The 15,107-nt window shown below is 44.9% G+C and carries 13 protein-coding genes, 3 tRNA genes and 2 pseudogenes; 6 read left to right on the forward strand and 12 right to left on the reverse strand.

Translation table 11 applies throughout. The features are described 5' to 3' along the window. Window positions 1-15: 15 nt before the first annotated feature. Complete coding sequence (locus tag MBO_RS05390) at window positions 16-228, reverse strand: hypothetical protein (protein WP_036365129.1); 213 nt, start codon at window positions 226-228, stop codon at window positions 16-18. A 119-nt stretch (window positions 229-347) separates the two neighbouring features. On the opposite strand from MBO_RS05390, the gene MBO_RS05395 reads away from it, so the two are divergent. After that, a complete protein-coding gene (locus tag MBO_RS05395) occupies window positions 348-1,178 on the forward strand; it encodes an ion transporter (protein WP_036365132.1) in 831 nt (276 codons plus the stop codon). A gap of 58 nt (window positions 1,179-1,236) precedes the next feature. Here MBO_RS05395 and MBO_RS05400 read toward each other — a convergent pair whose 3' ends face one another. Further along, a complete protein-coding gene (locus MBO_RS05400) occupies window positions 1,237-3,765 on the reverse strand; it encodes a TonB-dependent hemoglobin/transferrin/lactoferrin family receptor (protein ID WP_036365135.1) in 2,529 nt (842 codons plus the stop codon). 237 nt (window positions 3,766-4,002) lie between these two features. Here MBO_RS05400 and MBO_RS05405 point away from each other — a divergent pair, with 237 nt between their 5' ends. Then, entirely contained in the window at window positions 4,003-4,719 is a 717-nt protein-coding gene (locus tag MBO_RS05405; RefSeq protein ID WP_036365138.1) for a rhomboid family intramembrane serine protease, read from the forward strand. Window positions 4,720-4,772: 53 nt separating this feature from the next. Here the strand turns inward: MBO_RS05405 and MBO_RS05410 are convergent, their stop codons facing one another. Then, a complete protein-coding gene (locus MBO_RS05410; RefSeq protein ID WP_036365141.1) occupies window positions 4,773-5,576 on the reverse strand; it encodes a UDP-2,3-diacylglucosamine diphosphatase in 804 nt (267 codons plus the stop codon). A gap of 84 nt (window positions 5,577-5,660) precedes the next feature. Continuing rightward, window positions 5,661-6,170 (reverse strand): peptidylprolyl isomerase, encoded by a 510-nt coding sequence (locus MBO_RS05415; protein WP_036365146.1) that lies wholly within the window; start codon window positions 6,168-6,170, stop codon window positions 5,661-5,663. 244 nt (window positions 6,171-6,414) lie between these two features. Between MBO_RS05415 and MBO_RS05420 the strand changes: the two genes are divergently transcribed. The 4 genes from MBO_RS05420 (at window position 6,415) to recJ (ending at window position 12,103) form a co-directional block, all read left to right on the forward strand. Next, complete coding sequence (locus tag MBO_RS05420) at window positions 6,415-7,302, forward strand: DUF2272 domain-containing protein (RefSeq protein ID WP_052585323.1); 888 nt, start codon at window positions 6,415-6,417, stop codon at window positions 7,300-7,302. A gap of 148 nt (window positions 7,303-7,450) precedes the next feature. Further along, a complete protein-coding gene (locus MBO_RS05425; protein ID WP_036365149.1) occupies window positions 7,451-9,208 on the forward strand; it encodes a glutamine--tRNA ligase/YqeY domain fusion protein in 1,758 nt (585 codons plus the stop codon). A 153-nt stretch (window positions 9,209-9,361) separates the two neighbouring features. Beyond that, a complete protein-coding gene (gene ispH / locus MBO_RS05430) occupies window positions 9,362-10,297 on the forward strand; it encodes a 4-hydroxy-3-methylbut-2-enyl diphosphate reductase (protein ID WP_036365152.1) in 936 nt (311 codons plus the stop codon). 39 nt (window positions 10,298-10,336) lie between these two features. Then, window positions 10,337-12,103: a single-stranded-DNA-specific exonuclease RecJ gene (gene recJ / locus MBO_RS05435; protein ID WP_036365155.1), complete on the forward strand. Its 1,767-nt coding sequence runs from the start codon at window positions 10,337-10,339 to the stop codon at window positions 12,101-12,103. 172 nt (window positions 12,104-12,275) lie between these two features. On the opposite strand, the gene MBO_RS05440 is transcribed toward recJ, so the two are convergent. The 8 genes and pseudogenes from MBO_RS05440 to MBO_RS05470 all read right to left on the reverse strand — a co-directional run bounded on the left by MBO_RS05440 (window position 12,276) and on the right by MBO_RS05470 (window position 15,099). Next, a tRNA-Asn gene (locus tag MBO_RS05440) sits at window positions 12,276-12,351 on the reverse strand. Between the two features lies 1 nt (window position 12,352). Then, window positions 12,353-12,428: transfer RNA gene (locus tag MBO_RS05445), tRNA-Lys, on the reverse strand. Between the two features lie 87 nt (window positions 12,429-12,515). Beyond that, window positions 12,516-12,591 (reverse strand) — tRNA-Lys (locus MBO_RS05450). A 110-nt stretch (window positions 12,592-12,701) separates the two neighbouring features. Next, a pseudogene (locus MBO_RS10065) lies at window positions 12,702-13,107 on the reverse strand (FtsX-like permease family protein); the annotation flags it as partial. Window positions 13,108-13,158: 51 nt separating this feature from the next. Continuing rightward, window positions 13,159-13,248 (reverse strand): annotated as a pseudogene (locus tag MBO_RS10325) (hypothetical protein); the annotation flags it as partial. A gap of 38 nt (window positions 13,249-13,286) precedes the next feature. Next, window positions 13,287-13,418, reverse strand: a complete 132-nt coding sequence (locus MBO_RS10170; RefSeq protein WP_265013586.1) for a hypothetical protein — start codon at window positions 13,416-13,418, stop codon at window positions 13,287-13,289. A 170-nt stretch (window positions 13,419-13,588) separates the two neighbouring features. Further along, window positions 13,589-14,608 carry a DNA polymerase III subunit delta gene (holA, locus tag MBO_RS05465; RefSeq protein ID WP_036365163.1) on the reverse strand — a complete coding sequence of 340 codons (1,020 nt, stop codon included), beginning with the start codon at window positions 14,606-14,608 and terminating at the stop codon, window positions 13,589-13,591. A 2-nt stretch (window positions 14,609-14,610) separates the two neighbouring features. After that, window positions 14,611-15,099: an LPS-assembly lipoprotein LptE gene (locus MBO_RS05470; RefSeq protein ID WP_036365167.1), complete on the reverse strand. Its 489-nt coding sequence runs from the start codon at window positions 15,097-15,099 to the stop codon at window positions 14,611-14,613. Between the last annotated feature and the right edge of the window lie 8 nt (window positions 15,100-15,107).

A 15,107-nucleotide genomic window follows, 5' to 3' on the forward strand; every position in this document is an offset into this window, starting at 1 on the left:
ATTTGCCAATATTTGCTAGGGGCAATGTGTGCGATGATGCGTTTCTTGATATTCTGGCGAACTCATGTCAGGATAGCCTTGTGGTGTGCGTAGGGCCAGGATATGGCGTTGGCAATTTGGGTCGTAAGTCGGGTAGGTTTGGGGTGTTTGACGCTCATTTTCAGAAAAATCTGTCATGTTCATGCAAGCGGTCAGGACAAGGGGTAGCATTAAGATGATGATTCTCATGATGAATCAAATGTAAAAAGCCTAAAACGTATCAATCATAACAAGAATTTTGTAAAAATACTATCCCAAGCCCTAACTTTATTATAAAATACACCCATCTTTCTCTCATTCTATCTTGCATGAAAGCCCCTGTTTACAAAAAAAGCCTGCCCTTAAAAGAGAAAATCCACATCGTCATCGAAGGCACAGACACCCGAACAGGTAAGTTCTTTGATGTGGTACTGCTGATTGCTATTGCATTGTCGGTGGCGGTGGTCATGCTCGATAGTGTGTTGATTTTGCGACTGCAGTACGGTCAGCTGTTTTTTTATGCTGAATGGCTGTTTACTATTCTTTTCACCATTGAATACGCGATGCGATTGTATTCTGCGCCGAATCGCAAGCGTTATGCATTTAGCTTCTTTGGGATTATTGATTTGCTGGCATTATTACCAAGCTATCTAAGCTTGTTCTTCATGGGTACGCAGTATCTGCTTGTGGTGCGTATTCTGCGTATTTTGCGAATCTTTAGGGTGTTTAAATTACGATCATACATGCAGCAGGCGGGATTTTTGGCGGCGGCGTTTAAGACCAGTCAGCATAAGATCATCGTGTTTTTCTTGTCGTTGTTGTTGCTTGTGACGATTTTTGGTTCGGTCATGTATGTGGTTGAAGGTCCTGAGAATGGCTACACCAGTATTCCGTTGTCGATTTATTGGGCGGTTGTGAGTTTGACGACGGTGGGTTATGGTGACATCTCACCAAAAACCCCAGTCGGTCAGGCGATCGCATCGATGGTCATGATTACAGGTTATGCGATCATTGCCGTGCCGACGGGGATTTTTACCGCTGAGCTTACCCGAACCATGCGCCCACAGCTGCATCCCATCAGTTGCCCAAAATGCGGTAAATTCGGCCATGCATCCAACGCCAAGTTCTGCGACCGATGCGGGCATGATTTGCACGTCTAAATAGAGTTAACAAAATAAAAGCCAATCGCGATGGATTGGCTTTTTTATTGAGAAATGATTAGAATTCATAAGTGAGCGATAAGGCGTAGTTACGACCTGGCGAGGTGTATCTTTGCATACCATCGCCACTCACCATAGCATTGATATTTTTGGCACCCATAAAAGTTCTTAATGTTTCCCAACTATGGTATTTCTCATTGAAGATGTTATAAGCACCTGCCGAAACATTAAATCCATTGTTGAAGCGTTTGGTGCCATATAGATCAAATAGGGTATAGGATTTGCTGTATGGTAGGTAGTCGGAGACTGTAATAGTATTGTTTGGACCGTCAATTTTGGCATCATTTGCTTTCTTTGAACCAACATAACGTAAACGCCCATGAATATCATAGCCGTCGTCAGCAGCATGATAGTCAAAGCCGACGACACCATTTGCTGGCATATTAGCGATAAGATTTGTACCTCGACTGGTACTATCTTTGCTAATGGCATACTCGCCCATTAGTTGCAATGTGCCATTTAGTTTGGATATTTCAGAAATATCCCATGTGCCACCAATACGTCCGCCATAAGTCTTGGCAGAGTCTACATTATAATAATTAATGGTATCATAGCCAACGCCACCAAAATCTCTATTCTCAATTTTGATGTTAATAAAATCATTGTAATCTACATAGTATCCGCCTAGCTTAACGCCAAATGTATCAAACTCGCCTTTGAATTCTAATTCATGGTTTTTTGAAGTTTCGGGTTTAAGACCATGTATAAAGCCAGTCTCTTCACGTACACCCATCCCACTAAATGCACTATAAAGCTGAGTAACGGTTGGCATTAGAAATCCGGTGGAGTATTTGTAACTGGCTTTCCAATTATCATTAAACTGATACCCTAAGCCGATTTTATAAGTAACAGCATCTTCTTTGTAGGGGTGATTGTTTGTAAATGCTTGTTGGAATTTTTCTCGATAGGACTGAAAATCAGCTACTTGCGCATAACACGCAGCTAATTTAGCTGGATCGTAAAGCCATGAGCTAAAACCATAGGATTGATTACAGGTATCATTATTGCGTCCAGTATTGTTCTGTAACAATCCATAACCTGCATCTGGAAATCTGCTAAATAATGATTTTTGATAATCTGTAAATTCTGGCTTGTATTTATAATTATCATATCTTACACCAAGTTGTGCATCTAATTTGTCATTTAGTCGAACATCATCAGAGACTACAAATGAAAAAATATTACGCTCTATGTTAGGTGTATAGACAAATGTGTCATTGGCAAGACTATCAGAGCCATTGCACATCCATTTGCTACTACCTGGACAAGCGTTTTTATTTTGGGGTGTTGCCGAATGGTCCTTGTTAGTATACTGAAAGACAGTGCTAAATTTATGTGAGCCAAATTCATCAAAGTCGATTGGGAGAAAATCGGTGCTCAAACGAAACTGTTTGGTAGTGTCAGATGTTGGGCGGTGTTCTGAGGTGTAGGCATCATTTGAGTCAACCAAACCAGTAAGCCAACTTGTAAAGCGCACATCAGTATGAGCAATTCCTTTTACTTTTTGGTGAGCAAATTCAATGTTTGTTTCATCTATCAATTGGCTATATTTGGGTAGATAGCGATAATTAATACCATAACTTTCCATATTTGCTTTGTCATGAGACATGCGACGTTGGCTTTTTAATGTGCCTTTGGTGATGGCATAACTGTGGTCTTTTCGACTAAGATAATTGCCAAATATACCAAAGCGATGTTCGTCATTCACATGATAGTATATTTTAGCCAAAAGATTGTCGCTTTTATAATCGCTCGGGTCGGGTAATATCCCACTTGTTCCTACTTCATTACTAGGAAAATTGTAATCAATAGCCAATTTGTCAGAATTATGTTCTTCCATGCGATGATTTTTGAGTTCATGACCTTCACGGCGAACATAATTAACCAGTCCTTCTAGGTGTTTGGTACTGGCTGCCAGACCAACAGCTGCCATATTTTCTTCATTTTTACTGGCATAGCCAATTTTGGCATACCCACCAAAATTATTGCCATTTCTAATAAGATCGGAGGGCTCTTTTGAGGTGTAAGTAACGGCACCTCCTAGCGAGCCATTACCTGAGGTAAGAGAGTCTGCCCCTGTCTGAATGCTAATGTTTCTCATAATTTCAGGATCAATTGCAAGGCGACCGCTATACATATAACCGTAAGGCATATATATCTGATTGACTTCTAATTCAGGTAAAGCCATGCCATCTACGCTCATGGATACTCGGTTTTCATCCACGCCACGAATAGCAAAACCCTTGCTACCAAAACGACCTGTTTCAGCAACTGCCACTTCGGGGTTGTAGCGTACTAAATCACGATTATCTTGCACCATCTGCTCATCAAGCTCACGGCGTGTGACGATCTTCTCGCCAATTTTTTCTCTGGGTTTGGCATTTACGGTGACATTTAGAGCATCTAGCGTGACTTTAGGTTCGTTAGTATCTTGAGCGGTCGATTGGGTGCTATAAGCCATCATTGCAGGAATGATGAGCGCCAGCAGCACTTTATTGGTTTTTGGAAAGGGTGCGTGTTGTGCCATGCGGTTTTCCTTGGTTGAATATAAATAAAGTTGAACAAAGACTGTCCAAAGCGTAGCAATGTTAACAATTTATTACAATAATGTAATTTATGGGGAATTATATCCGAGTTATTTTATTAGGTAAATAATAATCTATTTTATTTGGCTATAATTTTCAATTAAATAATAATATCATTAATAAATAATAGGTTGAAAAAGGGTATAATGCTGATTCTTGAATTGGTATTGATGTGATTTATGAACTTTCAGAATTTATTAATAAAAGCACCCGTCACCTTGTTGTTGATTGTGATTTTTGTGGGGTTTGCCTTATACCAGCTCACCCAAGGTGTTAGCATGGATAATCCTAGCACGAGTGATTTGTTGCGCTTTGGGGCGAATTTTTTGCCGTTGTCGCTCACGCATGAGCCTTGGCGTATGATTTCTAGTGTCTTTTTACATATTGGCATCATTCATTTGCTTTTTAATAGTTTTGCGGTTTACTATTTTGGACAAGTTACAGAACAGATCATTGGTAAGTGGCAGTTTTTGATGTTGTTCTTGTTGTCAGCGTTGGGTGGTAATTTGCTAAATCTATTCATCACTTGGCAGGATGTACAAGCAGGTGGATCGGTGGGGCTGTCAGCAGGCGCGTCGGGCGGCATCATGGGACTTGGTGCATTCTTATTGGTACTAGCGGTGATGCGTGCACCGACGATGTTCGTCTTGAACACCAAAAACCTATTCGTCGTGATGGTGATTAACCTTCTGATGGGGTTTGCACTGCCGGGCATTGACAATGCAGCGCATATTGGTGGCGCATTAGTTGGGGCGTTGTTTGGGATGGTGGTGTCATTGGCGTTGAAATCTAAGCTGTCGCGCGCATGGTTTTGGAAGATGTCAATGGTTGTAGCGGTAGTCTTTGGCGTGGTTTGGTGGCAGCTACATACTCAGGTTTTGGCGCTAATAGCCTAAGATAAGACCATTAGATTGCTCTTTTGAAATGTAAATACCAAGTGGTTTTGACATCAGACAGGATGGCAAAATTCCCATAAGCCCATCTCACCATCATCAAGCACTGCCCCGATAACTGCCGTCACTTGATTGCTATTAAGTCGCCAGTCACCAAGAACGACTCTTTTTTTACCATCAATGTCATGCACGGCTGGCCGATGTGTGTGTCCATGCATCAGAATGTCGCATGTAGCTAGGGCGTTGTGGGTTGCATTGTCATTCACGTCCATGATGACGGCAGTTTTTTGGGATTTGTCGTTTTGAGATTTTTTTTTGATGCTTTGAGCGAGTTGTCTGCGTTTGACCAGTGGCTGCTTTAGGATTAGCCAAGAAACGATGGGGTTTTGGATGATTTTGCGGTAGCGTTGATAGGCTTTGTCATCGGTACACATGCGATCACCATGTTCTAGGCGCAATCTTGATGCGTTGGATAAAGTTAAAAAATAAGGTTCTTTAATCAGTGTGCCACCTAGGACATCGCACAGACCTTGGCGTATCATAAAGTCGCGATTGCCGTGCATGACGTAAATGGCGGTCTTGTGGGATAGCTTCTTTAACTGATTTAAAATGAACGTAAGCCAATGCTCAGACTTCTGGGCATCAGATAAGCTTAAATAATCATCATCACCGATCCAGCTATCCAGCCAATCCCCTAGGATGTAGAGTGTCTGCAGATTTGGCAGGGCCATCAAATCCTGTAATAGTGCCAAAAACGCCTGATTCAGCATTGCGGTGTCGGCAGATAAATGCAAGTCGCTCACAAATACCACGTGGATGTCATGAGACTTGGTGGTTAGAAGATGGTTGAAATCTTGCATGGCGAATCAGCGTTTGAATTTATGAGTGATGAAAATCACAAAAAGGGCGAAAACTATTCCGCCCCTTGTGGTGTTTGCTTTGGGTTATTTTGAGATAACTTTGGCAGAGTTGATGACGATTGGCGTGCTAGGTACGTCTGAATGGTAGCCATAGCGACCTGTTGCCACACCTTTAATTTGATTAACCACATCCATGCCGTCGGTTACTTTACCGAATACTGCATAACCCCAGCCTTGTGGTGTTGGGCTTGAGTAGTTTAGGAAGTCGTTGTTTTTAACGTTAATAAAGAACTGAGCGGTTGCAGAATGTGGGTCTTGGGTACGAGCCATGGCGATGGTGCCGATGTCGTTTTTTAGACCGTTATCAGCTTCGTTCTTGATCGGTGTGCCGGTGCGTTTTTCGTTCATGTCCGCATCCATGCCGCCGCCTTGAATCATAAAGCCATCAATCACACGGTGGAAAATTGTACCGTCGTAATGACCGCTTTCAACGTAGTCGATGAAGTTGGCAACGGTGACAGGGGCTTTTTCGGCGTTTAGTTCGATGACGATGGCGCCGTGAGTGGTGTCAAATTGTACAACAGGCATATCCATGATTATTCCTTACAATAAAATAAAAAGTTAAGTATCAAAAATGGTGGCTAAATTATAGCATACCCTTAATCAAATCCCAATCAAAAGCCAAAAAAATTACATAACCCACCCGCGCTATTAAGCTGTCATTAATCTGCGTAAAACTTATGCAAAAAATAGGGATACGGCTTGCCAAGTGTGAAATTGAACCTAAAGTCACACCTATGCTACAATGCCCTAAAATCATAAATCACCCATAAGAATAATGCCAAATCTAAAAAGCTGCTCAAGCTTCATGTTACCTACATTATTACTGGCCGGCTGCGTAAGTATCGATTCATCAGACCGACAAGTTCGGCGTGCACAATTGTGGCAGTCGCCATCAGTCAGCTTTCCTAATCATACCAGTAAAGCTGAGCGAATTCGCGCCATCGCCATCAGAGAGCATCAAGCATGGGGTGAGCCTTTTATTACCGCTCAGGGACACATCGCCAAGTATAACCATTATGAATCACAGAATGCTCGATTGACAGATGGGGTTTATGCGTGGGAGCGGGTGACAGCGTATTGGCGCGACAGCGGTGTTCTGCCGCGGTTAGACAGGTCTTTTAATTATCAAAACTGTAATAAGTTGGATACGAGTCACAATTCAAACACGAATATCTGCCGAGCCTTTGCCAGTGATGTGGCATGGTCGGCAGCGTTCATCTCCTATGTGATGGCGCAGGCGGGCATTGAAGATTTTTATGTGTCGCCGCGCCATTATGATTATATGTATCGTGCGTGGCAACAAAAGGGCAGTTATCACTCTAAGAATCCTAAGCAGACAGTGCCCAAGGTCGGGGACATGCTGTGCTATGTGCGTGGCGGTTCATCGCTGTCTAGCCATGAGGCACTGACCGACCATATGGCCAATCAATCTGGAGGATTGCCTGCGCACTGCGACATCGTCACGCAGATTGATCAGTCTAAGGCAGAAGCATGGCTGATCGGTGGCAATGTGCTGCACGCTGTCATGCTAAGAAAGCTGCCCATCGATGACGATGGTCGTTTTGCCTTGCCTAAATACCAAGGGGAATGCAATCCACAAAGTGAGCAAAAGTGTAATCTCAATCAACAAAATTGGCTGATGTTATTACAGCTGCAGCCTTAAATCTGAAGCATGCCTTGAAGTGCTTATAAAAATTCTACAATTTGTTTTTGTGGAATTTTTTATTGTCATAAACTGTGTTAAAATAGCATGATTTATGCTAATTTTGGGCGACGAATTGCCCTTAAAAATAACTGAAAAAAGGTAATCCATGACCGACATCACCACTGAGAAGAATGATTTTATTCGTCAGATTATTCGTGACGACTTGGCGAGCGGCAAGCACGACAGCATCGTTACTCGCTTTCCACCAGAGCCGAATGGTTATCTGCACATCGGACACGTCAAATCCATCTGCCTAAACTTTGGCGTGGCAAAAGAGTTTGACGGCTTGTGCAATCTTCGCTTTGATGACACCAACCCAACCGCTGAGAAGCAGGATTATGTGGACAGCATCAAGGCGGACGTTGAGTGGCTTGGCTTTAAATGGGCGGGCGATGTGCGCTATGCGTCTCATTATTTTGACCAGCTGCATGCATGGGCGATTCAGCTCATCAAGCAAGGCGATGCTTATGTAGATTTTCAGACGCCTGATGAGATTCGTGAGCATCGCGGTGGCTTTGGCAAGCCGTCTGTCGAATCGCCACAGCGAAATGCGACCATCGAAGAGAACTTGGTGCACTTTGATGACATGAAAAATGGCAAATACAAAGAAGGTCAAGCCGTACTTCGCGCCAAGATTGACATGAATCATGCCAACATGAACATGAGAGATCCTGTCATCTATCGTGTCATGCACGCTCACCATCATCAGGCGGGCGACAAGTGGTGCATCTACCCGATGTACGATTATGCTCATCCGCTGTCAGATGCGATCGAGAACATCACGCATTCGCTGTGCACGCTTGAGTTTGAAGATCATCGCCCGTTTTATGATTGGGTGGTTGAGAAAGTTGGCTTTGAAGTGCCACCACGCCAATATGAATTTAGCCGTCTAAACCTAGATCACACCTTAACTTCTAAGCGTAAACTTAAACGCTTAGTGGACATGGGTGTCGTCTCGGGCTGGGATGATCCGCGCATGCCAACCGTGGCTGGTATGAGACGTCGCGGTTATCCTGCTGAGGGTTTGCGTGATTTTTGTGAGCGCATTGGCGTATCTAAAGCAGATGGCGTGGTTGATTTTCGTCAGTTGGAATTTAGTGTGCGTAGCGCGCTCGAGAATACCACCGCGCGTGGCATGGCGGTGCTAAGACCATTAAAAGTCACCATTGCTAATTTTGATGAGGCGGTGGCAGACTTTGAAACCCTTAAAAAAGATACTGTTAAGGCGCGTCTGGACGATGACGTCCTGTGGCTAACTCAGCCTAAGCATCCAAATGTTGATATGGGCAATCGTGAAATTCCATTCACCAAGACCATTTACATTGATCAGACCGATTTTGAAGTGAATCCACCGGCAGGCTACAAGCGACTGTCGCCAGAGAACCGTGAAATCCGCCTACGTAACAGCTACATCCTAAAAGTAGAGGAGCACATCACCGATGATAATGGTGACGTGGTCGAGTTGATCGCCACCATCGATCCTAAGACGCTGGGTAATAATCCTGAGGGACGCAAGGTCAAAGGTGTGATTCACTGGGTGTCAGCAAGTCACGGTGTGGATGCGGTGGTGCGCCTGTATGAGCATCTATTATTAGAAGATGATGAGATCAATCAAGATGCCACCTTGCACGAAAAAGACATGCTTGATGCGGATACAGATGCTGATACACTATGGATTAAGCAGCACCTAAATCCTAATTCGATCACGACCTATCAAGCGGTGGTTGAGCCATCTTTGGCAGAAGTGTCAGGCGGTGAGAGATTCCAGTTTGAACGTGAAAGCTACTTTGTGGCGGACATTGTCGAGACAACCAAAGAGCTGCCTGTATTTAACCAGATCGTTGGCTTAAAAGACAGCTTTTGATATTAGCCAACCAACCAAACCGCATGTTTATCGTGCGGTTTTTTTTATTTGTATTTGAAAATAAAATCCCCAACCATCAATCAATTAATGCGTAAAATCCCCAAATATGATAAAGTAGTCAGTTAAAATAAACAAAAATAACAGAGTGATTATATGAAGATCTTATTAGCCAATCCACGCGGTTTTTGTGCCGGCGTGGATAGAGCCATCGCCATTGTTAATGAGGCATTGCGCCGCTTTAATCCGCCCATTTATGTGCGTCATGAAGTGGTTCATAATAAATTCGTGGTTGAAGATCTTGCCAACCGCGGGGCGATATTCGTTGAAGAGCTTGATGAAGTGCCTGATGGCGCGATTGTGATTTTTTCGGCGCATGGCGTATCTAAGGCAGTTGAGGACGAGGCAGCTCGACGTAATTTGACTGTATTTGATGCCACTTGCCCCTTGGTGACCAAAGTTCATATCGAGGTGGGTAAATTTGCCAAAGAAGGCATGGATGCGATTTTGATCGGGCATGGAGGACATCCTGAAGTTGAAGGGACGATGGGGCGATTTGATACGACCTTTGGCGGGCGCATTCATCTGGTTGAGGATGCTGATGATGTTGCGAATTTAGATTTTGAAGAAGACAAGAAGCTTGCTTTCGTTACTCAGACCACGCTGTCGATGGATGATACGGCTGTGGTGATTGATGCATTAAAGGATAAATTCCCACAAATCAACGCCCCGCGTAAGGACGACATCTGCTACGCCACCCAGAACCGTCAGGATGCGGTAAAGTCGTTGGCGGCAAACTGTGACATCGTTCTGGTGGTCGGGTCGCCAAATTCTTCTAATTCTAACCGCCTAAGAGAGCTTGCTGAGCGACTGGGTGCTAAGGCTTATCTTATTGATAACGCCAGCCAAATGGATCGTTCATGGTTTGATGGTGTGGCATGTGTGGGTGTAACGGCAGGCGCATCAGCCCCTGAAGTGCTTATCCAAGAAGTGCTAGACACCCTGCAATCATGGGGCGCCCAAAGCCCAGAAGAGATCAGTGGCATCGAAGAGAATGTTACATTTAGCCTGCCAAAATCCTTGCGTGCGTGATTGGTCTGGATTTAAGAATCAAAACAAAGAAGAATTACAATGACAAAGCTTAATTTATCACTGCGCTACACAGGTAAGATTGATGATGAACTGGTTCAGGCGTTCGGTTCTGTGACTTTGGCGCGTGTGCTGCTCGCTCGTGGCATTCACGATGAGGCACAGCTAGATACTTCGGTAGGACAGCTGTTGCCTGCATCTGACTTAACAGGACTTGATGAGGCAGCGACCTTAATCAGTCAAGCGATCGATGAGCAAAAGCGTATTTTGATCGTAGGTGACTTTGATTGTGATGGTGCAACTTCAACAGCACTCATGGTTCGCTGCCTAAAAGAGATGGGTGCTGATGTGAATTTCTTGGTGCCTGATCGATTTAAATTTGGTTATGGATTGACACCAGAGATTGTCAGCTATGGCGCAGAGGAATTTAACCCAGAGGTTATCATCACTGTGGATAATGGCATCTCAAGCCATGACGGTGTCATGCGCGCCGATGAGCTTGGCATCCAAGTCATCATCACAGATCACCATCTGACCACCAAGCCATCTCCGAGTGCCGCCGCTGTCGTGAATCCTAACCAACAAGGCTGTAATTTTGGCAGTAAATCCCTGGTCGGCGTGGGTGTGGCATTCTATGTCATGGGTCGTGTGGCGCGCATCCGCCGTGAAGCAGGGCTATCAACGACAAGTGTCGCCAAGTATCTAGACCTTGTGGCGCTGGGTACGGTGGCGGATGTTGGAACATTGGATCAGAACAACCGCATCTTAGTGACGCATGGGGTAAATGCCATCCGTAGTGGACGAGCTTGTCATGGGGTGCTTGCGATATTAGAGCAGTCGGGTCGCGACCATGAGAAAATCAGTAGCGATGACTTGGGTTTTGCCATTGCTCCCCGCATTAATGCTGCAGGGCGTATGGATAACATGCGCACAGGCGTCGAATGCTTGTTGGCGGATGATTGGAGCCGAGCGCATACGCTGGCGTTGGAGCTGAATAAATTGAATCACTCGCGCCGCGCCATCGAGACGCAAATGCGAGATGAGGCGAATGACATCATTCATGAGTTGCACCTTGGCTCTGCAGAAGAGATCAGCCTGCCGCGCGCCATCATTCTATACCAAGACAACTGGCATCAGGGGGTTATTGGCATCGTCGCAGGCAGAATTAAGGAGTGCCTGTATCGTCCGACCATCGTATTCGCTCCAGCAGATGCCCAAAAAACTGACGACGATGATTACATCAAAGGTTCAGCCAGATCCATCGCTGGCGTGCACATTCGTGATGCCATTGAGGCGGTGGCGATCGCACATCCGCACTTGATCACGCATTTTGGTGGGCATGCCATGGCGGCAGGACTTACGATTAAAAAGCGGCATTTTGATGAATTCATGCAGGAGTTCTTGATGGTGATGGATGAATTTGATGAGTTGATATTTAACGAAGAGCATTTCACAGATGGCGAACTGCTGCCCGAGGACTTTAGCCTAAGATTTGTATCAGAATTAAAGAGCGTCAGCGTTTGGGGTAACGGCTTTGCACCGCCTAGCTTTGATGGTGAATTTGAGGTGCTAAACTTCCGTGTGATGAAGGATAAGCACCTAAAACTAACCCTTCGCCTACGTCAGGTTCAGTATCCGATTGATGCCATTTGGTTTAATTACGATGCAGACAAATGGGATTATCGCGCCAGTCATGTGCACATCTTATTCGCCTTGGAGATTAACGAATGGCAGGGCAATCAAAGCCTACAACTGGTCATCAAAGATTTGGCAGTAAGCCAAATTGCACCGATGATGTCGCCGTATTAAGAATAAAAAGCGCGTTCAAATGAATGCGCTTTTTTATTTGGTTAATAGTTGAACCGAAATTTATTCATTATGAATATCAGTAACTAAGGTCGGTGACTTGACAATTACAACGAATGATTTAATAGATATAAAAAGAAAGCCCTTCTCGATATGAGAAGGACTTCTTGGAATATGGCTCCCCAACCTGGGCTCGAACCAGGGACACACGGATTAACAGTCCGATGCTCTACCAACTGAGCTATTGGGGAATGGTGGGTCGTGCAGGATTCGAACCTGCGACCAATTGATTAAAAGTCAACTGCTCTACCAACTGAGCTAACGACCCGATTTGTGTTGCGTATTATACTAGATAATTTCAACTTTGCAAGTATTTTTTTTAAATATTTTTAAAATTAACTTGCTATTAGGATAATGGTGGGTCGTGCAGGATTCGAACCTGCGACCAATTGATTAAAAGTCAACTGCTCTACCAACTGAGCTAACGACCCTTATCGCTAATGTGGTGCGTATTATACAGTATATTTGGATGTTTGCAAGTGGTTTTTTATATTTTTTATAAAAAATCGCAAACCTTTAAGTTTGCGATTTTATTGGGTGATTAATTATGTGCCAACACATCCACAGGGTTGAGCCTTGACGCGTTACGGGCGGGCAAAAAGCCAAACACAATGCCGATAAGCGTTGAGCAGACAAAGGCAACCACGATAGATAGGGGCGAGTAAATCACACCTACGCTGTCGCCCCCTAAATTTATTGACAAGACTGCCCACACCAAAGGCAAGTAAAATCCCTAAGACACCGCCCAAGATACACACCAATACCGCTTCTATCAAAAACTACCCCATGATGTCCAACTGTCTTGCCCCGACCGCCATACGCATACCAATCTTGCTAGTGCGTTCGGCGACGGACACGAGCATGATGTTCATCACACCAATACCGCGCACGATGAGCGAGATGACGGTGATGGACGAGATGAGTAGGGCCATGGTGGCGGTGTTTTTTTGTTCTACTCGGTTAATTTGGGCGATCAGGTCGCCTTTTTTGACTTCATCGCCCACGTTCACGTACAGCTTGACAATACTCCCTGATACCTGAGCCCCCACGTCCACGCTTTGAATGGGCTTGACCTTACCTGACGCCATGACCGTGTTTTCAATGTCGCCCACCACCGCATCGGCAGTCAGATAGGACGCGGTGGGGCTTCTTTGGGTTTAAAGAAATAATAAAGCGCAAGAGCGATCAAGGCAAGCAAGATAACGATGATTGATAACTTGGCGTACTTGGTAAATTTGGGTTTGGCAGCTGTGTTCATCATCACCTGCGGACAATGATTAAAGGGCAAATAGGGTTAAAATATCGATGAAATATAAAAATCTTTTGGCAAAAATTTAAAAATGATAAAAGCGACTTATGATATCAATGTCATCTGTGCACAGTATGGGTCAAACCAGTATCTTTGTGCGTATTTTTTTTAATTTTGTGTTACGGCGTTGTAAGCTGGTTAGACCGCATTGGTGTACCGCACAGTGACAAAACCAACTGCTGCAACAGGTGCCATACATTAGCATCATTAACACCTTTGATGGTCGTATCTATGTCATAAATGGCGCTTAGCCAAGATTGACTTGTTAAGGTTGGTGAGCGTCTGGCAGCGTTCGTGTAGCTTGATATTTTATTGCGCCAGATTCCTAGGTTGCTTGGGTTTTTGCCTGCTTGGATTTGTAGGATGAGGCGCGCATCTTTGGCGAGTGCCCATAGGATAATGCTTGGCGCAATGTCGGTATTTTTTAGATGATTGAGAATTTGTAGGGCTTTTGTGGTGTTGCCTGCCAGTACGGTGTCGGATAAGTCAAAGACGCTAAATTCCGCACCGTCCACAAGGCAGGTTGTGAGCATGTCGATGTCAATGATAGCATTCGGGCATAGTAATGACAATCGCCAAAGATTTTGATGGGCGGTAAGTAGGTTGTGCTCGGTATGCATCATGAGCATCTGCCAAGCATCGGCATTTAGGGTAACGCCAATATGACGCGCTTGCATCCTAAGCAGCTCGCCGCGCATCCTTTCATCGTAAATGTTGCCATCAATGATGAGTCCAAGTTGGTCGAACAGCTTGATGGCTTTGGTGCTAAGTGATTTTTTGTCTTGTTTTGGGGTTTGCCACAGTAGATGATGCAGTGTGTCTGGTGCAATGCGAGCCAGAGCATCAAGAGTGTCTTTGTCGGGCTTATGGTTGCCAGAGACGATGATTGCGCTGGCATCGCCGAACAGGCTTAGGCTGTCAAGTTCAGCGATGACATTTGTCCAAGATTTGGCTGAGGTCAGCTCGATGCGTTTGATGGTCTGTTCGTGTGCTTGCCAGATGGGGCGACAAGCATCAATGATCCACTGACTAATCAGCGGCTCATCTGAATGAATGAGCCAAAAGCCTTGAATGGGCTGACTGCTTGCAGGGTCCGCACCCCGAAGCTGCTCATACAGAGGTATAAAACGCTGCTGCATTATCAGAGTTTGGCTTTGGCGTAATACTGTTCAGCGATACGCTGAGCCAAGTGATCGTAGAGCCGCGTTTTGGTTTTCTCACCTTGTTGATCGACGGTAACGACACTGGCCTCATTGTATTGATAGCTTTGCTCAACTTGAACAGGCGCGCGATGAGTCTGACCGCCGATGGTGTAACTAACATCTGCCATCATCACCAAGCGAACCTCGGTTAAGGTACCGACCAATTCGTAACGACGCAGACGAAGATTGTCTACTTTGACGGTGTTGGCGGCAGTGGCTTGCTCTGATACACCTAATAGCTGTAAGCGCTTAACTAAAGGACGCTTTAACCCTAGTGCAAATTGGTTATCTTCTAAGATTAGCTGAGTGCTAAGGTTGGTAGGGGCAATCACAGCAGCTGTACGATCGCTGCCGCGTAGGGCAAAGCCACAAGCACTTAGGCTTGTCGCTGTTGCTACCACAAATGCTAGTACAAGGGCTTTTTTCATGTTGATTC

Origin of the sequence: Moraxella bovoculi 237 (assembly GCF_000696305.2) — a bacterium.
GTDB lineage: Bacteria > Pseudomonadota > Gammaproteobacteria > Pseudomonadales > Moraxellaceae > Moraxella > Moraxella bovoculi.